Below are 21,969 nucleotides of genomic sequence, written 5' to 3' on the forward strand. Positions count from 1 at the left end.
GCGGATACGACGTGGCCCGGCGACGGGGCCGGACACGGCGTGGATACGGCGAAGGCCCCGCTCGCGTGGAGCGAGCGGGGCCTTTCGGCAGAAGGGCCGCTGACCGCGGTGACCGGCGGACGGTCGCCGGGGCCGGGCAGGCCTAGTAGACCGGCTTCTCGGGCTCGATCTGGTTGACCCAGCCGATCACACCGCCGCCGACGTGCACGGCGTCCGCGAAGCCCGCGGACTTGAGCACGGCGAGGACTTCCGCACTGCGGACACCCGTCTTGCAGTGCAAGACGATCTTCTTGTCCTGCGGCAGGGCCTCCAGGGCGGTGCCCATCAGGAACTCGTTCTTCGGGATCAGCTTCGCGCCGGGGATCGAGACGATCTCGTACTCGTTCTTCTCGCGGACGTCGATGATCTCGATGTTCTCGCCGTCGTCGATCCACTCCTTGAGCTGCTTCGGAGTGATCGTCGAACCGGCGGCCGCCTCCTGGGCCTCCTCGGACACGACGCCGCAGAAGGCCTCGTAGTCGATGAGCTCGGTGACGGTCGGGTTCTCGCCGCAGACCGCGCAGTTCGGGTCCTTGCGGACCTTGACCTGGCGGTACTGCATCTCCAGGGCGTCGTAGATCATCAGACGGCCGACCAGCGGCTCGCCGATGCCCGCGAGGAGCTTGATGGCCTCGTTGACCTGGATGGAGCCGATGGACGCGCAGAGCACGCCCAGGACGCCGCCCTCGGCGCAGGAGGGGACCATGCCCGGCGGCGGGGGCTCCGGGTAGAGGCAGCGGTAGCAGGGTCCGTGCTCGCTCCAGAACACCGACGCCTGGCCGTCGAAGCGGTAGATCGAACCCCATACGTACGGCTTGTTCAGCAGCACGCACGCGTCGTTGACCAGGTAACGGGTCGCGAAGTTGTCCGTACCGTCGACGATCAGGTCGTACTGGGCGAAGATCTCCATCACGTTGTCGGCCTCGAGCCGCTCCTCGTGAAGGATCACGTCCACGTACGGGTTGATGCCCTTGACGGTGTCGCGCGCCGACTCGGCCTTGGAGCGGCCGATGTCGGACTGGCTGTGGATGATCTGGCGCTGCAGGTTCGACTCGTCGACCTCGTCGAACTCCACGATGCCCAGCGTGCCGACGCCCGCCGCGGCCAGGTACATCAGGGCCGGGGATCCGAGGCCGCCGGCGCCCACACAGAGCACCTTGGCGTTCTTCAGCCGCTTCTGCCCGTCCATCCCGACATCCGGGATGATCAGGTGGCGGGAGTACCTGCGGACCTCGTCTACGGTGAGCTCAGCAGCCGGCTCGACCAGGGGTGGCAGCGACACGGGGACTCCGTTGGTCGGTCAATCACTACAGTGGTTCTTCCCGTAACACTGCCACGCCCCTCTTCATTCCGAGACACCCGTTCCGACACGCGAGACGAATTCGTCCCAGTAGCCGGGCATCCCCTCCCAGGGGTCGGTGTGCCCGTGCCGGTCGGTGCGGTCCGTGAAGTAGACCGTCGATGCGCCCTGCCAGCGGGCGATGCGCAGCGCCTCGTCGAGATGCCCCCGGGGCACGCTGTGCACGAAGTGGCAGAACCGCTCGGGCGGGTGATCGGCTGTCCACTCGGCCACCTGCGACCAGCGGTAGTCGTTCCAGGTGCCGGAGAACGTCACGAGCTGGTCGGCGACCTCCGCATAGCCGGGGTACGGGTGGGTGCCGTGGCCGAGGACGATGTGCCCCCGGTGCAGCAGCGCGCGCAGTGCGGCGACCGTCCGCCGGGTCTCCGGCAGGGCCGTACGCTCCGTGGGGCAGCGGTCCAGCAGGAAGCCGTCGACCCGGTACCAGTCCAGATACCGGTGTGCGTCCGAGACGATCTCGCCGAAGGGGCGGGCGCCGGAGGTCAGGTCGAGGTGACCGAGGACACGCGCGCCACGGTTGGTGAGGCGGCCTGCGGCTTCCAGGCAGTGCGGGTCGGGGCAGGTGCCCGGGCCGTGGCCGACGTTCAGGACGGCCCAGTGCAGCGGCGTGCCCGGGCGGGTGAGTTCCGCCCATTCGACGGGGGCGACGAGCGGGTGGGCGTATCCGGGGACGCCCACGCCGAGCCGTATGCCGGTGCTCGCGGGCCCCGTCGCGGCGCGGGTCAGATACGACATGCGGCCTCCATCCAGATGTCCGCGAGGGATTCCTCCAGGTTGATCCGGGGCCGCCAGCCGAGGCGGTCGCGGGCGGTGCGCACATCGGCCTGCTGCCAGCTGCCGCAGCCGTCCGGGTAGGGGTGGGCGGCGGCCGGCGGCACATGGTCGGAGTCGCCCCTGGGGTGTCCGAGCACGGAGCGCATCGGGCCGGGGGGCGCGTCGAGCTCGTGCAGCGCGCCGCCGTAGCCGGCCACCCTGGCGAGGACGGCGGCGGCGTCGCGCAGCCGTACGGCGCGGCCGGAGCCGATGTTGATGACGCCCTGCGCCGCGGAGAGCGAGGCGGCGTGGACGGCACGGGCGATGTCGCGCACATCGACGAAGTCGCGCTGGATGCCGAGTCCGCCGAGCTTGAGTTCGCCGTCGCCGGACTGCATGGCGCGGCGCAGGGCCTCGGCGAGCCGGCCGAGCGGGGAGCCGGCCGGGGTTCCGGGCCCGGCGGGCGAGAAGACCCGCAGGACGACGGCGTCCAGGCCCGATCCGAGGACGAGCTCCGTCGCGGCGAGCTTGCTCACGCCGTAGGGGCCACCGGGCCGGGGCACGGCGTCCTCGGCCGTGGAGGAGCCGGGCTGGCTGGGTCCGTACTCGGCGCCGCAGCCGATCTGCACCAGACGGGCGCCGCAGCCGCTGCGGCGCAGGGCCTCGCAGACGGTGGCGACGGCGACGGTGTTGTGCCGGGTCAGGTCGCGGGCGCCGCCGCGGGTCGCGCCGGCGCAGTTGATGACGACCCCGGGGTGCACGGCGTCCAGGAAGCGGGTGAGCGCGCCCGGGCTGCCGCTCGCGAGGTCGAAGCGGACGTCCGCGTCGTCCCCGCGGCCGAGCGCGGTGAGCTGGACCGCCGGGTCGGCGAGCAGACGGTCGGCGACGAATCGCCCGAGATAGCCGTTGGCTCCGATCAGCAGCACCCTCATAGGGCGGCTCCTCGGGCGCGGTCTCCGGGTCGGAGGCTGGTCATCTCGCTTTCTCCTTCGGGGTGTTGCCGTGATCGTCGATGGCACCCGCGGTGTCGGCTCCGCGGGATTCGGGGTGCGGCTGCGGCCGCGAGGTGGTGCGTGGGGGGTGCCGGTCCGGCCGGGGCTGCGACGGCGGGTGCCGTGCGCGGGCCGGTCCGGGAGCGAGAGGTGTCCGGTGGAGGGTCGGTCGGGGTCACCGGGGACCGCCCCCCTCGGCATGGGCGGAGGCACGGGTGAGGGTGCGGGCGGCATGGGCCAGCAGGAGCACGGCGCCCGTGCCGCAGGCGGCGGCCGGGAGGACGCCAGGGCCCCAGGCCGCCACCGCCGCTTCGACGGGGGCCGACAGGAGTCCGCAGCCGGGCACCCGACCGCCGAACACCGCGGCGAGGCAGAGCAGTTCGGCAGCTCCCGTGCAGCCGAGGACGAGGGCGCCCGCGCGCAGGAAGCCGTACGACGTGAGCAGCCGGGCGAGCATCAGCAGCGCGCCCAGCGCACCGGCTCCGGCGTATCCGGCGTCCTGGTGGAGCACGGTGCCGCTCAGCCACAGCAGCGCGGCGAGCGCCGCCAGGAACAGGGCGAACACGGCGAACAGCAGCGGCCGTACGGAGGCCGCGAACTCCTCCAGACCGCGGCTGGCGGTGAGACGGCGGGCCGCTCCGCCGGCGAAGAGGCGGGCGCACCAGGTCGCGGGGGCGACGGCGGCGGTGAGCGCGAGCGCGGGCGCCGCCGCCAGGGGCCAGCCGCCGTCGGGGCCGCCGGCGATCGCGGCCCGCAGGAGTCCGTCGCCGAGCAGGGCGTATGCGACGAGCCAGCATGTCCAGGCGCTCGTGGCGGGCGGCTGCCGGGTGGCGTGCAGCGGTCCGGTGCGCAGTGCCGTGCGCAGGGTCGCGGCCACGCCGAGGACCCCTGTCACGGCGACCGCCCCGTGCCAGGGGCCCGTGGTGAGGCGCAGGGCGGTGATCGTCGCGGCGCCCGCGGTGGCGGGGAGCAGCGCCAGGAACAAGCGACCGGTGTGCCCTGCGGGCACGGGGGGTGAGGCCGGTGCGGGCCCGCCGTCGTCGTCGCGGGCCGCGCGCGCGTACATCTCCTCGGCGAGCGAGAAGACGTCGCGGTGGCGGTAGCGGGCGGCGGTGCGGTCGGTGACGCCGTGCGCCTCCAGTCCGGCCGCGATCTCCAGGGGGTCGACGGCGCGTTCGCACAGGTCGCGGTGGCGGTGCATCAGCGCCTTGACGGGGTCGGCCCCGCCGCGGCGGGTACGTGCCGCGCGCTGCGGCTCCCCCGGCGTGTGCCGTGCGGACGGGTCCTCCGGCGGGCCGTCCCACGGCTCCGGGCTGCCGGGGGTCGTGGGCGCGTCGAGCGAGCCGTGCTTCTGCGATGCGCTCATCGCGCCACCTCCCCGGTGACGGAACCGTTCCGGTGAACGGCCTCCGCAGGATCCGGGGCGACGGCCCCGGCCCGGTCCGGTGGCCTGCCGGCCCGCACGGGCTCATCGGCGGTGGCCGCCCGGCGCGCCGCGCCCTGGATGATCGTGGCGGCGCGGGCGATCTCGGCGACCCAGGACGGGTCGGCGCTCCAGACGTCGTCGGAGGAGAACGGGGAGGGCCCGTCGGACACATATGCGGACGGGCCCCCGGACGAACCGGCGGCGGGTGGGTACACGGGCGCGGAGACCGACGCCCCCACGGCGGAGTCCACAGACGCCGAGACCGACGCCCCCTCGGGGAAGCACGCGGACGACCCTCCGGACCCCGTCTCCGGAGCCCGCGTCGTCGTGCTGTCCGCCCACTCGGCGGCGACCGTGTCGGGGCATGCCGTGTCCGGGCCGTCGACCGCCCACCGCGGCCTCGTACGGGGAGGTGCGAGCACTCCGGGCGTGGCTGCCGCGCCCGCCGGTCCGGGGCCGGCCGAGGCCTTCGCCGTCCGCCAGCTTCCCGGCACATGTGCCTCGGCAGGGACCGCGAACGGCTGGGGCACCGCCTCGGGGTCCGCGTCGGCATGCCGCTGCCGCACCGGGGCCCGGGAGACGATCTCCAGGTAAATGCCGCGAAATGCCGCGGTGTTCTGCTCGACGGTGAAGAGTTCGAGAGCGCGGGCGCGGGCGGCGGCTCCCAGGCGCTCACGGCGCTCGGGATCGCGCAGGAGCGCCACGCACGCCTCCGCGAGAGCCCGCGGGTTCCGCGGCGGGACGACGAGCCCCGTGCCGCCGATGACCTCGACCACGGCACCGGCGTCCGTGGACACCGTCGCCCGGCCGCAGAACATGGCCTCGACCAGACTGACCGGAAATCCCTCCACGACGCTGGAGAGCACGACCACGGCCCCCGCGCCGTACGCGTCCTCCGGGGTCGGCGCCTCGGGAGAGCCGAGCTCCTCGAAGGACACCGGGTTCTCGCCGACCGCGTGCAGCCCCTCCGCCTCGTCGGGGAAGAGCTGCGCGGCAAGTGCCCTGCAGTGGCGCAGATACGAGGCGGACTCGCCCCCGTCCTCCGCCGGCGCGCCGATGATCCGCAGCCGTGCCCCGGGCTCGGCCTTCCGGATCTCGCCGAAGGCGTGGAGCAGCGAGATCAGGTCCTTCGAGGGTTCGATGCGGCCGACCCAGACGAGCGTGTCGGGGTCGCCCGCCGCTCCGCCCTCCCCGACCTCGGCGAACCGTGTGGCGTCCATCCCCGGGTGGATCGTCCGCAGTTTGGCGCGATCCGCACCGCACCGCTCCTGCCAGCGCCGTGCGTGTGCGTTGCCGGGGGTGATGAGCGCGGCGCTCCGGTACACCTCGGCCGCCAGCAGGCCGTGGAACGCGGCGAGCAGCGCCCGGACGGGAACGCTCGCGGAGGCGTCGCCGGGCGCGGGCACCCCGGAGGCGAGGTAGTGGGCACGCAGCTGCACCCCGTACTCGGTGACCAGCAGCGGCACCCCGTCGAAGTGCCGCGCCAGCAGTCCCGGCAGGGCCGCCGAGCCGCCCGATGCGGCATGGCACAGGTCGACCGCGCCGAGCCCGGCGGGCCCGTACCAGTCGAGACCGACGGGCCGCAGTACGCGTTCGATGTGCGCGGCGACGGCGAGCAGGTCCGGCACCCTCGCCGCCCGCCCGGCACGCTGCGCGCCGGGCGCACGACAGGCGCTCTCCAGGGCCCGCACGGCGGCCTCGGAGCGCAGGGAGCGGGCGAGTCCGCCCGGTCCCTCGTCGCAGGCGAGGTCGGCGAGCCCGTACAGCGCACTGCTGAAACGGTCCGCCAGAGGACCGGACTCGGCCCCAACCCGCGCTCCGAGCTCCCCGTACCCCCCGGCGCACACGACGGCGGCGAGCTCGCGGTAGTGCTCCGCGAAGCGGCGCCGGCCACGACGCCCGAGCGGGGCGCCGTCCTCGCCGGTGCCCCACAGGGGCGCGGTCCGCACACGTCCGACCTGGGGCGGGAGGTCGATCCACCCCTCGTCCTCCTGCCGCTCGCTGCGGCTGAGCGCGTAGACGTCGAACTCGTGCTGCCCGAGCCCGCGCACGAGTCGGTCGCACCAGAGCCTGGCGTCACCGCTCGCATACGGATAACCGCCCTCCGTAAGGAGTCCGATGCGCACGCGTCCACCCCCGATCCGCTGTTGGAGAGCCGCCGTCGGATCGGGCGGCTCGCAGCGGGAAGAACGTATGCGGACAGGCCGGTGGCGCGACGGACGGTTGTCCGTCGCGCCATCAGAAGGGGTGAACGGTCGTAACTTTCCCGAGCGGGTAGCGTTCCGTCGCGCTAGAGCGGCCGGCCGTCACGCACGGTCATGCGACGGCCGACTCGCCGGTTTCGTCCGGCCCGCGTTCAGGCGGTGGGGAACGGCCACGGGTTGGGCTTGCAGTGGATCCCGTCGTGGTCGAGGAACTTCGTCTGCTGCTGCATGACGGGGGCGAGTTCGCCGTCCTTGTGGCAGGTCACATGGTTGAAGCCGAGCCGGTGGCCCACCTCGTGGTTGATGAGCATCTGCCGGTACGGATGAATCCTCGGGTCGCCGTAGGTCTTCGAGCCCTGGGCCCACCGATAGGCGTTGATCATGACGCGGTCGGTGGCCGCGGAATCGCAGGAGACGTTGTCCTCGGCGGTGTCGAGACCGGACTTGGCGCACCAGACCGCGGTGGTTCCGGGACTGGCCAGGGTGATGACGAAGTCGGCCTTGCCCGAGGAGACGCGTTCGAAGGTGCGGCCGCCCTCGTGGGCCCAGCTGCGGTTGTCGTTCAGGGTCTTCTGGACGGCCTCGGCGAAGAGCGCGCCGTCCAGCCCCAGACCCTTCTCGATGTCGACCCGGTAGCGGAACAGCCGCCCCTTTCCGGGCGCCTTGGCGAACCCGGGGACCACCTCGAACCGGCCCGACCCCTTCAGTTTCGCATCGAGGGGGAAGATCCGGTCCATCAGCTGCGTGTAGGTCGCCGGGGCGGCCTTGCCGTTGTGGGCGGGCACCGCGCGGTCGTGCGAGCGGGAGCTGGAGCCGTCGCCCTCCCGGCTGTCGGTACCGGCGGCCTTGCCCTGCACATCACCGTCGGGCTTCCCGCCGGTGACCTGGCCTGCGACGACCACCGCGAGCACGGTGGTGACCGCGGCGGCCGCGATCCCGGTGAACGCCAGGCCCTTGCCGCGGCGCCGCTGGGCGGGGATCGGGGCCGTTCCGGCCTCGCCGGCGGCCTCCTCCTCCGGTTCCCACGCGGTGACGGAGGCGTACGGGTCCTTCGGGGGCGCGGCGGCCGACCCCGGCGCGGCTCCCGTCGGGGTCGCCGGCCCCTCGGGGCGCGCACCGGTGCGCGGCGTGAACAGATCCTCGTCGTCGAAGGCCTCGACGTACTCCCGGCGTGGGCCCGGAATCCGCGACTCTGGCCGCGGCCGCGCCGTCGGACCTGTCGCGGGACCCGCGCCCCAACCGCCGCCCGGCTCGCGCTGCTCGGGATGCCCGCCCCGGACGCGCGGGATGCCGTGTGCGGGGGTCCCCCGGGCGGGAGTCCCCTGGACCGGGGTGCCGTTCGGCGGCGTCCCGTAGGCAGGCGTGCCGTGGGCCGGAGTCCCGTCCGCACCCGGCGCGCGCCGCCGACGGCCCGGCCCCGGGGTGCCGCCGCCCGGGCCCTGCGGCCGGGACGCCTGCGGGGTCCCGGCGCCGTCCGCCCCTGCCGTTATGTCGGCCGCGGCGCCCGGCTGTGCCGGGCCCCGGCGGCTGTGTCGTCCCACCCGGCGTCTCAGCTCCCCGCGTTCACGTCGTCGTCGGCCGCGTCGTCGTCGGCCGTCCTGCCGGCCGCTCCCGCTCCGCCGTCGGGCAATCCGCCCGTCTCCGCGAGGAGTTCACGGAAGGCCGTCGCGACCGTCTCGGGGTATTCCATCATCGCCACGTGCCCGGCATCCGGAAGCATCAGCAGCCGCGCGTCGCGGAAGGAGCGGGCCGCCTTCTGGGCCATGCGCGGGGAGACGAGCAGGTCACGGCCGCCGTAGACGAGCTGTACCGGCGCGAGGACGCGCTCGGCCTGGCGCCACAGATTGTGCTGTCCGCCCATGGTGTACGCGTTGACGATGCCCCGCGACGAGCGGGTCATCGCGTCCCAGAAGTACGGAAGAACGAGCCGGCGTTCCATCTCGTCGACGGCCGCGCGGAACCCCTCCGGGGTGACCCGGCCGGGGTCGCCGTAGCAGAGCGCCGTGACGCCGCGCACCCGTTGCTCGGCCGTCCAGTCCTTGGTCAGGCGGGTGAAGAGCGCCGCGACGCCCGGCACGGCGAGCAGCGCCGTCGGCACCGCGCTGCGCTGCACCCGCAGTTCGGGCAGCGCGGGCGAGATGAGCGTCAGGGTGCGGACCAGGTCGGGGCGTACGGCCGCCACTCGGGTGGAGACCGCACCGCCGAGCGAGTTGCCGAGCAGGTGCACGGGTCCGCGGCCCTGCGCGTCGAGATAGCGGATGACCGCCCGGGCGTGTCCCGTCACGGAGTAGTCGCCGTCGTCCGGCGGCGGCGAGTCCCCGAAGCCGGGGAGGTCCAGCGCCTCGCCGTCCACGACGTCCTCGAGGAGCGGCATCAGTGCCGACCAGTTCTGCGAGGAGCCGCCCAGTCCGTGGACGTAGAGCGCTGGTGGGAGGCCGGGACGGGGAGACCGCCGCGATCGCACCGTGAGCGAGAGTCCGGGGAGGCCCACCGAGCGAAACCGCTCACCCGCCGCGACCTTGACGGCACCCACGTGCGGAGCGGCGGCACTCAGATGCGGCAGCTCGGTCGAAGACATGCGGCAATGTTACGAGACGATCACGCACCGGCTTGTGTGTTCGCCGTCACAGATCGCGTAGCGTCGCCCTGTGCAAGCTCCTACGCTGTGGGGGAAGAGCATTGGGAGAGTGGGAGGACTACTCGCAAGACGCTCCTGCCGCTCGGAAGAGAACACATCAGTGACCGTCCGGGAAGAGGACAGATGACCGTCGACCCCACCGACCCCGAGACGTTCGAGGATTCGTCGGACAACGGCAGCAACGGCATCGACGTCGAGGCTCCCGAGGCCGACACCGCCGAGCAGCACGCGGACCTGGCGCCACAAGAGGACGACACCCTGCAGAACGGGAACGCCTACGACGCGAACGAGGCCGACCGCGCGGAACAGGCCCGCGTCGTCGCGCTCGACGAGGACGACTACCGCTGAGCGGCGGGGACTGCCGTCGCCGACCGGAGGGCGACCATCGCTGAACAGCAGGAATTACCGCTGAGTAGCCGAGGATTACCGTTGAGTAGACGACGGACCTGCCCTGTTCAGCGCCCTCTGTCCGGTTTTCAACACCGTCCGGTCCGTGAAATTCTGCGTTCGCACCGCGCACAGCCGGGTTACCGAAAAGTACGATGGCGACGCGGCGCACAGCGCGCATGGACGATCTTGGGAGGCGGCGTGACAGCCATCGAGCAGACAGAGGCGGCACGCCCGCGGGGCACACGCCTGCCGCGCCGTGCCCGACGCAACCAGCTGCTGGGCGCAGCCCAGGAGGTCTTCGTGGCCCAGGGCTACCACGCGGCCGCGATGGACGACATCGCCGAGCGCGCGGGTGTCAGCAAGCCGGTGCTCTACCAGCACTTCCCCGGCAAGCTCGATCTCTACCTGGCCCTGCTGGACCAGCACTGCGAGGCGCTGCTGCAGGCCGTGCGCGGGGCGCTCGCCTCGACGACGGACAACAAGCTGCGGGTGGCGGCCACGATGGACGCCTACTTCGCGTACGTCGAGGACGAGGGCGGCGCGTTCCGGCTGGTCTTCGAGTCGGACCTGACGAACGAACCCGCGGTGCGCGACCGCGTCGAGCGGGTGAGCCTGCAGTGCGCCGAGGCGATCTGCGAGGTGATCGCCGAGGACACCGGGCTGTCCGAGGACGAGTCGATGCTGCTGGCCGTCGGCCTGGGCGGCGTCTCGCAGGTCGTGGCGCGGTACTGGCTGTCGAGCGGGCGCTCCATTCCGCGTGACACCGCGGTCCAGCTGCTGACCTCGCTGGCGTGGCGCGGCATCGCGGGCTTCCCGCTGTACAGCGGCGAGGCACAGCACCACTGACCTGCCGGTGTGTTCGCTACCGGCGTTCCCGGAGGGCACCTTCGGGCTCCGCTCACCGGGCTAATGTGTGCGGGGTACGGCGCGGACGGCCGCGCACATCACTGACCGTCGGAGGGACAAACCGTGGAGGTCAAGATCGGCGTGCAGCACGCGCCGCGCGAGATCGTTCTGGAGAGCGGTCAGAACACCGAGGAGATCGAGAAGGCGGTGGCGGATGCCCTGTCCGGCAAGGCGCAGCTGCTGAGCCTCGAGGACATCCACGGACGCAGGGTGCTGATTCCGGCCGACCGCCTGGCGTACGTGGAGCTCGGCGAGCCGACGACGCGCAGGGTGGGCTTCGGTCCGCTCTAGGACCGCGCCGCCAGGGGCGGAGTACAAGGGGTACGGCCCGGTGGATGATCCACCGGGCCGTACCCCTTTCGCGTCTCCCCCACGGGAGGCGCACGACGCCCACACAGCGGAGGGTTGCATTCCGCTCGGCGGGGGTAGACCGGCTACGACCGAATCGCCCCTGGCCGTGCGGGAGGGAACGTCAACATGCTCTGGGAAGCACTCGGCTCCGGACTCCTCGGTCTCGCCCTGGCCTGGGCGGCGTGGCGCCGCCTGCCCCACCGTCTTCCGCGTCGGAACATGGTCCTGGCCACCGGCGTGGCGGGAGCCCTGTTCGGCGCCTTCGTCACGCACACGGCGCTGGGCGACGGCAACCCCCTGCTGACGCTCCTGGGAGCCGTCGCACTCTCCGCGGCCGCCCTCTCCCTGCTGCTGCGCCCGGCGGGCCTGCGCCGATCATCGGCGCCGGCGTAGCGCCGGCGGATCAGGCGGCCAGCCCCAGCGCGGCCATCCGCTTGGTGTGCGCCTCAGTGATCCGCGAGAACATCCTGCCGACCTCCGCGAGGTCGAACCCGTCGGCGACGCCCCCGACCAGCATGGTCGACAGTGCGTCGCGCTCGGCGACCACACGCTGGGACTGCGACAGGGCCTCGCCCATCAGCCTCCGGGCCCACAGCGCGAGCCGGCCCCCGACGCGCGGATCGGCCTCGATGGCGGCCCGCACCTTCTCCACGGCGAAGCTCGCGTGGCCCGTGTCGTCCAGCACGCCCAGCACCAGGTCGCGGGTGTCGGAGTCGAGCCGGGCCGCGACCTCGCGGTAGAAGTCGGACGCGATCGAGTCGCCGACGTACGCCTTGACCAGGCCCTCCAGCCAGTCCGACGGCGCGGTCTGGCGGTGGAAGCCGTCGAGCGCGGCGACGAACGGCTCCATGGCCGCCGTCGGCTCCTCGCCGATCGCCGCGAGCCGGTCCCGCAGCTGCTCGAAGTGGTGGAACTCCGCCGACGCCATCTTCGCCAGCTCCGCCTTGTCGGCGAGCGTCGGGGCGAGCTTCGCGTCCTCGGCGAGCCGCTCGAACGCCGCCAGCTCTCCGTAGGCGAGCGCTCCGAGCAGGTCCACGACCGCGGCGCGGTACTGGGGGTCGGCGGAGGCCAGCGCCCAGTCCTGGGCGGCGACTCCGGTGGGTGCGGCGGCTTCGGCGGGTGCCTCGGATGCGTTGTCAGGCGTCGTCATGAAGCGCACAATAGCCCGCTCGGGACGGCACGGAGTGCCTGGTCAGCCACCGTGACTACGGAGACATGAGGAATGTGACGACGGCTACGTGACCAATTCGGCCATCACGCCTGCGCGGTTCCGGGGTATGGTGGTAATGCGCCCGCTGAGTACGTGGAGTATCTCGACGTCACTCTACGGGCACATGAATGAGGATGCCCGGTCGGTGGCCCGATCGGCTCCGACCCGACAGCCCTCCGAAGCGGTGCGTGACAGTGCGCTCGGCACGGAGGGGCCCTCCGCGGTACGAGCGCTCGAGCGTCGGCAGTGGTCCCGTGCCACCCGGCCCGCGCGACAAGGCGGCCGGCGTCATCCCGGCACGGTCACGACCCCCAGCGTTCGCCTCACGCCGCGTCTCACAGAAGAGGCAGCACCCTGACTACGACTTTTCGAGATCTCGGAATCTTTCCCGAGACGGCCGAGGCCCTGGAAGCCGTCGGCATCATCAATCCCTTTCCCATCCAGGAGATGACGCTCCCCGTCGCACTCTCCGGCACCGATGTCATCGGCCAGGCCAAGACCGGAACGGGCAAGACGCTCGGTTTCGGTCTTCCGCTGCTGGAGCGCGTGACCGTACCGGCGGACGTCGAGGCCGGCCGGGCACGCCCCGAGCAGCTGACCGACACCCCGCAGGCGCTCGTCGTCGTCCCCACCCGTGAGCTGTGCACGCAGGTCACGAACGACCTGCTGACCGCGGGCAAGGTCCGCAATGTGCGCGTCCTCGCGATCTACGGCGGCCGGGCCTACGAGCCGCAGGTGGAGGCCCTGAAGAAGGGCGTCGACGTGGTCGTCGGCACCCCGGGCCGGCTCCTCGACCTCGCGGGCCAGAAGAAGCTCGACCTGAAACAGGTCAAGTGCCTGGTCCTCGACGAGGCCGACGAAATGCTCGACCTGGGCTTCCTGCCCGACGTCGAGAAGATCATCAACATGCTGCCGGCGCGCCGCCAGACGATGCTGTTCTCGGCGACCATGCCGGGCGCCGTCATCGGCCTCGCGCGCCGCTACATGTCGCAGCCCACGCACATCCGCGCCACCGCGCCGGACGACCAGGGCGCGACCGTCGCGAACATCGCGCAGCACGTGTACCGCGCGCACTCCATGGACAAGCCCGAGATGGTCGCGCGCATCCTGCAGGCCGAGGGCCGCGGGCTCGCGATGATCTTCTGCCGCACCAAGCGGACGGCGGCGGACATCGCCGAGCAGCTCCAGCGCCGCGGCTTCGCCTCCGGCGCCGTCCACGGCGACCTGGGCCAGGGTGCCCGGGAGCAGGCCCTGCGGGCCTTCCGCAACGGCAAGGTGGACGTCCTGGTCTGCACGGACGTCGCGGCCCGCGGCATCGACGTCGAGGGCGTCACGCACGTCGTCAACTACCAGTCGCCGGAGGACGAGAAGACGTACCTCCACCGCATCGGCCGTACGGGCCGCGCGGGCGCGTCCGGTACGGCGATCACGCTGGTCGACTGGGACGACATCCCGCGCTGGCAGCTGATCAACAAGGCGTTGGACCTGTCGTTCAACGACCCGGTCGAGACCTACTCGACCTCCCCGCACTTCTTCGAGGAAATGAAGATCCCGGCCGGCACCAAGGGTGTCCTGCCGCGCTCGGAGCGCACCCGCGCCGGGCTCGCGGCCGAGGAGCTGGAGGACCTGGGCGAGACCGGGGGCCGCAAGTCGCGCGGCCGCGGCGACCGTGGCGACCACGCTGCGGGCCGCGAGTCCGAGCGCGAGCGCGAGCGTCCGGCCCGTACGCCGCGTAGCCGCCGTCGTACGCGGGCGGGGGCGCCCCTGGACGCCGCCGCGACCACGTCCGAGGCGGCCGCCGAGGCCGTCGCCCCGTCGGCGGACGCCGCCGAGGCGGCGGAGCCGCGCACCCTGCGCCGGCGTCGTCGTACCCGGGCGGGTGCCGCCGAGGCCGCGGTGACGCCGGTGGCCGCCGAGCAGACCGAGGCACCCGTCGCGGCGGTCGCCGTGGCGGAGGCCCCTGCCGACGAGACCCCGGCCAAGCCGCGTCGCCGTCGTACCCGCAAGGCCGCCGAGGCCGCGGTCGACACCGCCGAGGCCGCGGTCGACACCGCCGAGGGCGCGGTCGCCGCGCCGGAGGCCGCCCTCGAGGTCCTTGAGGCCCCCGAGGCCCCTGCGAAGCCTCGCCGCACCCGCAAGGCAGCGGCGGCCACGGTCACCGAGGCCGAGGAGGCTCCGGTCAAGCCGAAGCGCACCCGCAAGGCCGCCGCGTCGAAGGCCGCCGAGGCCGCCGTCGCGACGGCCGAGGGCGTCGCTCCGGCGGAGGACGCCGTCGAGGCGCCCGCCAAGCCGAAGCGCACCCGCAAGACGGCCGCGGCCAAGAAGGCCGAGACGGCGGTCGACACCGCCGAAGGTGTCACCGAGGCTCCGGTGAAGCGGACCCGTACCCGCAAGACGGCCGCCAAGGCCGTCGCCGCCGTGGCCGACACCGAGGCGGTCGAGGCCGCCGAGGCCCCGGCCAAGCCGAAGCGCACCCGCAAGGCGGCGGCGCCGAAGGCGGAGGCCGTCGCGGAGACGGCCGAGGCCCCGGCCAAGCCGCGTCGCCGCACCCGCAAGGTCGCCGAGGCTCCGGAGAGCTGACCTCGTCCCCGAAAGCCCGGCCCCCTCCGCGGGGCCGGGCTTTCGGCATCCTGGCCCCGTCCCGCACGCGCCCCCGCGCCTGCGGACAACGGCCCCGGGCCGAGCGGGAGTAGGGCCCCGGCGCAGGCGGCGCGAAGGGGCCAGTAATCTCACCTCCATGAGCCGGCCCCCGACCTTCGTGCCGCCCCCGGGCGCGCGCGCCCACGCCCTGGCGACGTCACGCGGCACCTTCGCCGTGATCGACGCGGACGCCACGACGACACCCCGAGGAACCGTCCTGCTGCTGCCCGGATTCACCGGCAGCAAGGAGGACTTCATCGCGCTGCACGAACCGCTCGCCGCGGCCGGCTACCGCACCGTCGCCGTCGACGGCCGCGGACAGTACGAGTCGGACGGCCCGAAGGACGACGAAGCCCCCTACGGGCGCGAGGAGTTGGCCCGCGACGTCCTCGCCCAGGCCGCCGCTCTCGGCGCCACGGCGGAGCGTCCGGTGCATCTGGTGGGCCACTCGCTCGGCGGTCTCATCGCCCGTGCAGCCGTGCTGCTCGATCCGGCGCCGTTCCGGTCGCTCACTCTCATGTCGTCCGGCCCCGCCCGTATCTCGCCGTCGCAGCGGAAGCGTGTCGAGATGCTTCAGGAGGCATTGGGCGCCATGGACATGACGCATGTGTGGGATGCCATGCGGGCGCTGGAGCCGCTGGAGGAGACCCACCTCAACGGCAGGGACGACGCCGAGGACCTGCGACGCCGCTGGCTGCGCACCAGCCCCGCCCAACTCTCCGCCACGATACGGCTGTTGTGCACCGAACCGGACCGTGTGGACGAGTTGTCCACCGTACGGATGCCCAAGCACGTCGTGTCCGGGGATCACGACGACGCCTGGCCCGTTCCCCTCCTCGACCGGATGGCCGTGCGCCTCGGGGCGCACCGGACGGTCGTCGAGGGAGCGGACCACTCGCCGAACACCGACCGTCCGGAGCGGACGGCGGAGGCACTCGCGGCCTTCTGGGCGGAACTCGGCTGACCGTCCGGCGGGGCGGGCTCAGTACTGGGCCTGCAGATGCTCCCAGAAGCCGTCGCGCAGGGCCCGGCGCAGGTCCGACTGGCCGCGCAGGGAGTAGTCGATCATTCCCTCCGCCTCCACCAGCAGGTCCTGGTCGACCGAGCCGGGCAGATACGGATGCCCGGGGAGCAGTTCCACGAGCGACTCCCGGCCCCGCGCGGCGAGCCATTTCGCGGCGATCTGCGCGCCGACGAACCGCACGTCCTCGCGGGTGGGCCGGGGCTTCGCCGCCGCGTCGTACGCCGCGACGAGCGTGCGGCGGGTGACGTACGGCTTGAAGAACTCCAGATCGAAGGTGCGCTGGCTGTCGACCTCCCAGAGCAGCGGCTCGGCCTGGTTGCGGCCCTCGGGCGCCTCGACGCCCCACAGGTGGACGCGTGCGCCGTACCCCTGCGCCGCCTCGACCGCGGAGACCAGGTCCTCGTCGCCGCCGATCAGGGCCGCGTCACTGATCGCGCGGTGCCGGGCGAGGGTCTCCAGGTCGGTGCGGATGAGGGAGTCGACGCCCTTCTGCTGGTTGTTCGCGTTGAGATTGCCGAGCCGGACCTTGACGTCCGGGAGCTCGGCGATGATCTGCTGCTCCGCGGTGTGGATGCGGCGCCTGGCGCCGTCGTACCAGTACACCCGCAGCAGCCTGCTGTCCGCGAAGATCGTGCGGGCCCGGTCGATGAGCGCGTCTATGAGGCCTTCGGCGTCCAGGTCGAAGGCGCGCCGGTCCTCGGTCCCTGCCACGAGCCGTCCCGCGGCGGCGTACACGTATCCCGCGTCCACGAAGATCGCGTGCGTGGACGGGGTCTTCGCCACTTCGGCGAGCATGCGCTGGAGCAGCTGGTTCGTGCGGTCCAGGCGGGCGCCGAGTTCCTCGTCGTTCATATCGGGCCCATTGTCCGGTCGGTCACGGACCGAGCACAACCCGTCCCACTACCCGTCGGTAGTTAGCCACTCAAAAAATTTCCTTAGCGTAGGGAATGTTTGCCAGTGGCAAGGCGTTGGAACATACGGATGCGCACCGTAGCGCAGCAATCCACACTTAACGGGCGGGCAACGGGCCTGCCTCACTGCGGGGCAAAGCTGTTGTCCCGCAGCCAGTAGTTCTCCAGCAGGAGGATGACCAGACGAAGGGAGAAGCCTGTGCGCTTCGAAATCATGCGCCTGGACGACGCGGACGGCGCGGCCGTCGACAGCACCGTCGTGGACGCCGCCTCCGTCAACCGGATCGTGCAGCAGGCCGCAGCCACCGGGCAGCGCCTGTACATCCGCCCGGCGGAATGCTCGGCCTCATAGGGCCGGTGCACCCGCCTTCGGCCCGGTAGCGCCGAACACACTTCAGAGCCCCCCGTACGACGTCGTACGGGGGGCTCTGCATTCACGGCCATACGGGGAGCGGGCCGCCGGACCGGCTCAGGACCCGTGGATCACCTGGGTCACGCCGTTGATGATCTGCTGCACGGCGATCGCGGAGAGCATCATGCCCGCGAGCCGCGTCACCAGCACCACACCGCCGTCCTTGATGACCCGGATGATCAGCAGCGAGTAGCGCATCACCACCCAGAGCACGACGTGGATGGCCGCGATCGCGACCCAGACCGAGATCTGCATCGCGAAGCTGTTCGCGTTCTGCACGGCGAGGATCACCGACACGATCGCGCCGGGACCGGCGAGCAGCGGCATGCCGAGCGGGACGAGCGCGACGTTGACGTCCTTGGTCTGCTTCGGCTCGTCCGTCTTGCCGGTGAGCAGGTCGAGCGCGATCAGCAGGAGCAGCAGTCCGCCCGCGATCATCAGCGCGGGTACGGAGACATGCAGGTAGTCGAGGATCTGATGGCCCAGGACGCCGAAGACCGCGATGACGCCGAAGGCGACGCACACGGCCTGAAGGGCCATCCGCTTCTGCACCTTGCCGGGACGTCCGGCGGTGAGCGCGAGGAAGATCGGGGTGATCCCCGGCGGGTCCATAATCACAAAAAGGGTGAGAAAAAGGGATCCGAAGACAGCGAAGTCGAACACGTGAAAGGCCTTGCAGAGTTCAGGGGCGTACGAGGTCAGGAGGGGGTGTCGGTCCGGCGCCCCACAGGGCGGCAGACACACCCCGGCGGCGGCCACAGGCCGCGGAACGCGCGGAGCGGGAAGGTCCGGTCAGACCGAGCGGCGGGCTCCACCGGCGCCGGGCACGGGAAAGGCCCCCGCGGCGCGCCGGGTGATCTCCCCGTAGATCTCGGGGTCCGTGGTGAACTCGCCGAGCTCACAGGTCTTCCGGCTGCCGTGGTAGTCGCTGGACCCGGTCACGAGGAGCCCCAGCTCCCCGGCCAGACCCCGCAGTCGCGCCCGGGTGGCAGGTTCGTGGTCCATGTGGTCGACCTCGATCCCGTCGAGCCCCGCCGCCGCGAGCCGGCCGATGGCCGCCTCGGGGACGGTCTGCCCGCGCTTGTCGGCGCCGGGGTGGGCGAAGACGGTCACACCGCCGGCGGCCTTGACGAGCCGGATCGCGTCGAACGGGTCGAGCTCGTGCTTCTCGACGTACGCACGCCCGCCGTCGGCGAGCCACTCCGTCGTGAACGCGTCCGAGACCGATGCGACGACACCGAGTTCGACGAGCGCCTCGGCGATGTGCGGCCGGCCCACGGAGCCGCCGCGGGCGATCCGTGCGACCTGCTCCCAGGTCACCGGCACGCCCAGCGCCCGGAGCTTGCCGATCATGGCCTGGGCGCGCGGCACGCGGTCGTCGCGCACCAGCTCGCGCTCGCGCAGCAGTTCGGGCTCGTCGGGGTCGAAGAGGTACGCCAGCATGTGCAGGCCCACCCCGTCGAGGCGGCAGGACAGCTCGGCGCCCGTGACGAGGGTCAGGTCCCGGTCGAGTCCCGGCAGCGCGGCGATGGCCTCGGCGTAGCCGCGGGTGGTGTCGTGGTCGGTCAGCGCGACCACGTCGAGCCCTGCGGCGGCGGCGGCGCGGACCAGCTCGGCCGGGGTGTCCGTACCGTCGGACGCGGTGGAGTGGGTGTGCAGATCGATGCGCACGACGCGTACTCCAGGGCTCTGACGCTACGGAAGGGGGACGCTCAAGGATAACGGGAATCGAACGCTCCGCCGACACGCGCCGGATTCACCCGTGAGGGTGACGACGGCGCACGGTCCGCGGGGCGGGTGGCAACGCCCTCAGGACGACCGCCCGCACGCCGTCCGCGGCCCGGAGGGCTGCACTCTCGGAGCGTGCGGCTCGGAGGGCTGCACCCTCGGAGCGACGGCAGCATGCCGTCCGCGGCACAGGTGCCGCCGGCGGCGCACGTGGCGCACCCTCAGGGCGACAGCAGACGCGGTGACAGTGCCCCGCAGGGCAGCAGGTCCACCTCGGCGCCCGCGTCCCGCAGATCCGTCAGCACCAGCTCGTCGTAGAGCAGCAGGCCCGAGCTCTCCGGCCAGACGATCGCCCACAGCCACAGCCCGCGCGCCTCGCCCGCGAAGACGGCACGGTCCGCGGGAACACCGGAGACATGCCAGAGCGGGGTCGGCCGGCCGACGGCCAGCACCTTGGCCTGGGGCGGTTTCTCGACATTCATGTAGGGGCCGGGGTCGGGGCCTTCGATGCCCGCGTACCGCGCACCGAGCCCGACGCCCAGCTCCTCGGCGACGAGCAGCATCTCGCCCATGCCCCCGAGCGGGCCGGGGCCCGAGCAGGCGACGACCGTGGCCCGGCCTCCGCTGCGGTCGTCACCGGCGTAGGCGACCCCTGTGAAGAGCCAGCCCACCGGCAGCGGCCAGGGCATCCACACCGGGACGTGCGCACGGTGCACCACGACGCTGAGGGCCTCGACGCTGGGCGGGATCACGGGCTGCAGCGGATGCACCGTGCCGTGCACATCGCACTGCCAGGAGTCGGCAAAGAGTCCGGGAGCCCTGACCCGGCCACCACACTTCGGGCAACTGGGTTCGCCCCTCATGGGGCCTAACGGTCCTACCCGCTCGCCGCCGCGTCAAGGACGATCACCCGTCCGGAGTGCCCATGACCAGGCAAAACTAGATGCATCTTGCATCAATTAGCCTTCCTAACTTATTATGTGTAAACGTCAACGATCCTTACGGGAGCGACCGAGGAGCGCATATGAAGAGCAGTACGGAAGACGGCGCCGCGACGGCGGCCGGCGACCCGTTCGACGCGGGGGCGACGAGCCTTCTGCGGCAGCCGAAGGCGGTCTGGGCCACCGCCGGGGCCTCGGTCGTCGCCTTCATGGGCATCGGGCTCGTCGACCCGATCCTGCCGTCCATCGCACAGGGCCTGCGGGCGACCCCGAGCCAGGTCTCGCTGCTCTTCACCTCGTACTTCCTGATCACCGCCTTCGCGATGCTCGTGACCGGCTTCGTCTCCAGCCGCATCGGCGGCCGCAGGACGCTGCTGCTCGGCCTGGCCCTCGTCGTGGTCTTCGCCGGCCTCTCCGGCACCTCCGACTCGGTCGGCCAGCTCGTCGGCTTCCGGGCCGGCTGGGGACTGGGCAACGCCCTGTTCGTGTCGACCGCCCTCGCCGTCATCGTCGGCGCCGCGGCGGGCGGCAGCGCCGCGGCGATCCTGCTGTACGAGTCGGCGCTCGGCCTCGGCATGGCCTGCGGCCCGCTGGTGGGCGCGCTGCTCGGGGACGCCAGCTGGCGCTATCCGTTCTTCGGCACGGCCGCGCTGATGGCGATCGGCTTCGTGTGCATCACGGCGTTCCTGAAGGAGCAGCCGAAGCCGGCGCGCAGGACCTCGCTGCTCGACCCCGTCAGGGCGCTCGGCCACGGCGGACTCGCCTCGGTCGCAGCCTCGGCGTTCTTCTACAACTACACGTTCTTCACCGTGCTGGCCTTCACACCGTTCGTACTGAACATGACGCCGTACAAGTCCGGGGCGGTGTTCTTCGCCTGGGGCGTGCTGCTGGCGGTGTTCTCGGTGCTGGTGGCGCCGCGCCTCCAGGAGCGGTTCGGCTCGCTGACGGTGCTCGGCGGTTCGCTGGTGCTGCTCGCGGCCGATGTGCTGGTGCTCGGCTACGGGGACCACACCACCGCCGTCGTGTGCACGGTCCTGTCCGGTGCGTTCATCGGCGTGAACAACACCGTGTACACCGAGCTGGCCCTCGGCGTCTCGGACGCCCCGCGGCCGGTGGCGAGCGCGGGCTACAACTTCGTCCGCTGGTTCGCGGCCGCCGCCGCGCCCTTCCTGGCGCCGAAGATCGAGGAGTGGACCGACATCCACGTCCCGTTCGTGGTCGCGGCCGCCACCGCCGTCGTGGGCGCGCTCGTGGTGTGGGTCCGCAGGACCGCGCTCGCCGGCGAGGCGGTGGAGCTGGAGCCCCGGCACGCGACGGAGGACGGCGTCACCGTCTTCGCCGGCTGACCCGCCCTACCCGCGGACGGGGTGCGCGGCCCCGTCCGGGCGTGAGCGGCCCGGGAACGTCTAGTTGTGCTGTCCGGGGACGTTGGTGACGGGCGACATGCGCCTTCGTGGTGCTTGAACGGGTGAGGGCCTTCTGGGTTCGGTGTGGATTGCGACATCTACCGCCGAAGCTCAGGAGGCCCTCGTGTCCCACCGTAATGCCCCGCTGACCCCGACCGGGAGACTGCGTCTGGCCCGCTGTGTCGTGGACGACGGCTGGCCGCTGCGGCGGGCCGCGGAACGCTTCCAGGTCAGCCACACCACCGCCGCCCGCTGGGCAAGCCGCTACCGGCAGCTGGGGGCCGCGGGCATGCGTGACCGCTCCAGCCGTCCACATCACCAGCCGCGCCGCACCCCGGCCGCCATCGAGGAGCAGGTTGTGCAACTGCGGCGTGAACACCGCATCGGACCGCTCAGGCTCGCGGCCCGGGTCGGCGTCGCCGCCTCCACCGCCCATCGCATCCTGCACCGTCACGCCCTGCCCACTCTTGCCTCGCTGGACCGGGCTACCGGCGAACCCGTCCGCCGCTACGAGCGCACAAGACCCGGCGAGTTGGTCCACATCGACGTCAAGAAGCTCGGCCGCATCCCCGACGGCGGCGGCCACAAGGTCCTCGGCCGCGCGGCCGGCAGTGCGAACAAGGACCGCCGCAACGGCG

General features: G+C 72.5%; 20 protein-coding genes and 1 pseudogene. 9 read left to right on the plus strand and 12 right to left on the minus strand.

All coding sequences use genetic code 11. From position 1 onward, the window contains the following. Positions 1–142: 142 nt before the first annotated feature. From moeZ to ACWCP6_RS13575, 7 genes and pseudogenes are all read right to left on the minus strand, one after another. A complete protein-coding gene (gene moeZ / locus ACWCP6_RS13545; RefSeq protein WP_450932551.1) occupies positions 143–1,321 on the minus strand; it encodes an adenylyltransferase/sulfurtransferase MoeZ in 1,179 nt (392 codons plus the stop codon). A 63-nt stretch (positions 1,322–1,384) separates the two neighbouring features. Further along, positions 1,385–2,134: a spherulation-specific family 4 protein gene (locus ACWCP6_RS13550; protein WP_450932552.1), complete on the minus strand. Its 750-nt coding sequence runs from the start codon at positions 2,132–2,134 to the stop codon at positions 1,385–1,387. Then, positions 2,122–3,084, minus strand: coding sequence for an NAD-dependent epimerase/dehydratase family protein (locus tag ACWCP6_RS13555; protein ID WP_450932553.1), 963 nt, complete (start codon positions 3,082–3,084; stop codon positions 2,122–2,124). The genes ACWCP6_RS13550 and ACWCP6_RS13555 overlap by 13 nt, the downstream gene beginning before the upstream one ends. Before the next feature lie 235 nt (positions 3,085–3,319). Then, positions 3,320–4,510, minus strand: coding sequence for a hypothetical protein (locus ACWCP6_RS13560; RefSeq protein WP_450932554.1), 1,191 nt, complete (start codon positions 4,508–4,510; stop codon positions 3,320–3,322). Between the two features lie 404 nt (positions 4,511–4,914). After that, positions 4,915–6,696: pseudogene (locus ACWCP6_RS13565) on the minus strand (DUF3492 domain-containing protein); the annotation flags it as partial. 230 nt (positions 6,697–6,926) lie between these two features. Beyond that, complete coding sequence (locus tag ACWCP6_RS13570) at positions 6,927–8,315, minus strand: DUF3152 domain-containing protein (protein ID WP_450932555.1); 1,389 nt, start codon at positions 8,313–8,315, stop codon at positions 6,927–6,929. A gap of 8 nt (positions 8,316–8,323) precedes the next feature. Continuing rightward, the gene (locus tag ACWCP6_RS13575; RefSeq protein ID WP_450932556.1) at positions 8,324–9,352 is read right to left on the minus strand and encodes an alpha/beta fold hydrolase; all 1,029 of its coding nucleotides are present in this window, start codon (positions 9,350–9,352) and stop codon (positions 8,324–8,326) included. Between the two features lie 183 nt (positions 9,353–9,535). Here ACWCP6_RS13575 and ACWCP6_RS13580 point away from each other — a divergent pair, with 183 nt between their 5' ends. From ACWCP6_RS13580 to ACWCP6_RS13595, 4 genes are all read left to right on the plus strand, one after another. Further along, a complete protein-coding gene (locus ACWCP6_RS13580; protein WP_450932557.1) occupies positions 9,536–9,760 on the plus strand; it encodes a hypothetical protein in 225 nt (74 codons plus the stop codon). A gap of 240 nt (positions 9,761–10,000) precedes the next feature. Next, the gene (locus tag ACWCP6_RS13585) at positions 10,001–10,648 is read left to right on the plus strand and encodes a TetR/AcrR family transcriptional regulator (RefSeq protein ID WP_450932558.1); all 648 of its coding nucleotides are present in this window, start codon (positions 10,001–10,003) and stop codon (positions 10,646–10,648) included. A 123-nt stretch (positions 10,649–10,771) separates the two neighbouring features. Next, a complete protein-coding gene (locus tag ACWCP6_RS13590; protein WP_450932559.1) occupies positions 10,772–10,999 on the plus strand; it encodes a DUF3107 domain-containing protein in 228 nt (75 codons plus the stop codon). Between the two features lie 186 nt (positions 11,000–11,185). Then, positions 11,186–11,452, plus strand: a complete 267-nt coding sequence (locus tag ACWCP6_RS13595) for a hypothetical protein (protein WP_450932560.1) — start codon at positions 11,186–11,188, stop codon at positions 11,450–11,452. A gap of 10 nt (positions 11,453–11,462) precedes the next feature. Here ACWCP6_RS13595 and ACWCP6_RS13600 read toward each other — a convergent pair whose 3' ends face one another. Continuing rightward, on the minus strand, positions 11,463–12,209 hold the full coding sequence (locus tag ACWCP6_RS13600) for a ferritin-like fold-containing protein (protein ID WP_450932561.1): 747 nt from the start codon (positions 12,207–12,209) through the stop codon (positions 11,463–11,465). A 507-nt stretch (positions 12,210–12,716) separates the two neighbouring features. Here ACWCP6_RS13600 and ACWCP6_RS13605 point away from each other — a divergent pair. Together ACWCP6_RS13605 and ACWCP6_RS13610 are read left to right on the plus strand one after the other, a co-directional pair. Beyond that, positions 12,717–14,849, plus strand: coding sequence for a DEAD/DEAH box helicase (locus ACWCP6_RS13605; protein WP_450932562.1), 2,133 nt, complete (start codon positions 12,717–12,719; stop codon positions 14,847–14,849). Positions 14,850–15,006: 157 nt separating this feature from the next. Beyond that, the gene (locus tag ACWCP6_RS13610; RefSeq protein WP_450932563.1) at positions 15,007–15,873 is read left to right on the plus strand and encodes an alpha/beta fold hydrolase; all 867 of its coding nucleotides are present in this window, start codon (positions 15,007–15,009) and stop codon (positions 15,871–15,873) included. 18 nt (positions 15,874–15,891) lie between these two features. On the opposite strand, the gene ACWCP6_RS13615 is transcribed toward ACWCP6_RS13610, so the two are convergent. Beyond that, complete coding sequence (locus ACWCP6_RS13615) at positions 15,892–16,785, minus strand: NYN domain-containing protein (RefSeq protein ID WP_450932564.1); 894 nt, start codon at positions 16,783–16,785, stop codon at positions 15,892–15,894. Between the two features lie 258 nt (positions 16,786–17,043). Between ACWCP6_RS13615 and ACWCP6_RS13620 the strand changes: the two genes are divergently transcribed. Beyond that, positions 17,044–17,196: a hypothetical protein gene (locus tag ACWCP6_RS13620; protein ID WP_450932565.1), complete on the plus strand. Its 153-nt coding sequence runs from the start codon at positions 17,044–17,046 to the stop codon at positions 17,194–17,196. 117 nt (positions 17,197–17,313) lie between these two features. Here the strand turns inward: ACWCP6_RS13620 and ACWCP6_RS13625 are convergent, their stop codons facing one another. The 3 genes from ACWCP6_RS13625 to ACWCP6_RS13635 all read right to left on the minus strand — a co-directional run bounded on the left by ACWCP6_RS13625 (position 17,314) and on the right by ACWCP6_RS13635 (position 19,847). Then, positions 17,314–17,919, minus strand: coding sequence for a MarC family protein (locus ACWCP6_RS13625; RefSeq protein ID WP_450932566.1), 606 nt, complete (start codon positions 17,917–17,919; stop codon positions 17,314–17,316). A gap of 129 nt (positions 17,920–18,048) precedes the next feature. Next, entirely contained in the window at positions 18,049–18,927 is an 879-nt protein-coding gene (locus ACWCP6_RS13630) for a PHP domain-containing protein (protein ID WP_450932567.1), read from the minus strand. A 278-nt stretch (positions 18,928–19,205) separates the two neighbouring features. Next, on the minus strand, positions 19,206–19,847 hold the full coding sequence (locus ACWCP6_RS13635; RefSeq protein ID WP_450932568.1) for a DUF6758 family protein: 642 nt from the start codon (positions 19,845–19,847) through the stop codon (positions 19,206–19,208). A gap of 161 nt (positions 19,848–20,008) precedes the next feature. Here ACWCP6_RS13635 and ACWCP6_RS13640 point away from each other — a divergent pair, with 161 nt between their 5' ends. Further along, positions 20,009–21,271, plus strand: coding sequence for an MFS transporter (locus tag ACWCP6_RS13640; RefSeq protein WP_450932569.1), 1,263 nt, complete (start codon positions 20,009–20,011; stop codon positions 21,269–21,271). A 184-nt stretch (positions 21,272–21,455) separates the two neighbouring features. Beyond that, on the plus strand, positions 21,456–21,969 hold a 514-nt coding region (locus ACWCP6_RS13645; RefSeq protein WP_450932570.1), incomplete at its 3' end, for a leucine zipper domain-containing protein.

The organism is Streptomyces sp. NPDC002004 (genome assembly GCF_053593975.1).

Bases quoted from the DNA above. Each gene is read 5' to 3' on its own strand.
- ACWCP6_RS13555 (WP_450932553.1), bottom strand. From the start codon at position 3,084: ATGAGGGTGCTGCTGATCGGAGCCAACGGCTATCTCGGGCGATTCGTC.
- ACWCP6_RS13550 (WP_450932552.1), bottom strand. From the start codon at position 2,134: ATGTCGTATCTGACCCGCGCCGCGACGGGGCCCGCGAGCACCGGCATA.
- ACWCP6_RS13600 (WP_450932561.1), bottom strand. From the start codon at position 12,209: ATGACGACGCCTGACAACGCATCCGAGGCACCCGCCGAAGCCGCCGCA.
- ACWCP6_RS13635 (WP_450932568.1), bottom strand. From the start codon at position 19,847: ATGAGGGGCGAACCCAGTTGCCCGAAGTGTGGTGGCCGGGTCAGGGCT.
- ACWCP6_RS13595 (WP_450932560.1), top strand. From the start codon at position 11,186: ATGCTCTGGGAAGCACTCGGCTCCGGACTCCTCGGTCTCGCCCTGGCC.
- ACWCP6_RS13615 (WP_450932564.1), bottom strand. From the start codon at position 16,785: ATGAACGACGAGGAACTCGGCGCCCGCCTGGACCGCACGAACCAGCTG.
- ACWCP6_RS13605 (WP_450932562.1), top strand. From the start codon at position 12,717: ATGACGCTCCCCGTCGCACTCTCCGGCACCGATGTCATCGGCCAGGCC.
- ACWCP6_RS13580 (WP_450932557.1), top strand. From the start codon at position 9,536: ATGACCGTCGACCCCACCGACCCCGAGACGTTCGAGGATTCGTCGGAC.
- ACWCP6_RS13610 (WP_450932563.1), top strand. From the start codon at position 15,007: ATGAGCCGGCCCCCGACCTTCGTGCCGCCCCCGGGCGCGCGCGCCCAC.
- ACWCP6_RS13575 (WP_450932556.1), bottom strand. From the start codon at position 9,352: ATGTCTTCGACCGAGCTGCCGCATCTGAGTGCCGCCGCTCCGCACGTG.
- ACWCP6_RS13640 (WP_450932569.1), top strand. From the start codon at position 20,009: ATGAAGAGCAGTACGGAAGACGGCGCCGCGACGGCGGCCGGCGACCCG.
- ACWCP6_RS13560 (WP_450932554.1), bottom strand. From the start codon at position 4,510: ATGAGCGCATCGCAGAAGCACGGCTCGCTCGACGCGCCCACGACCCCC.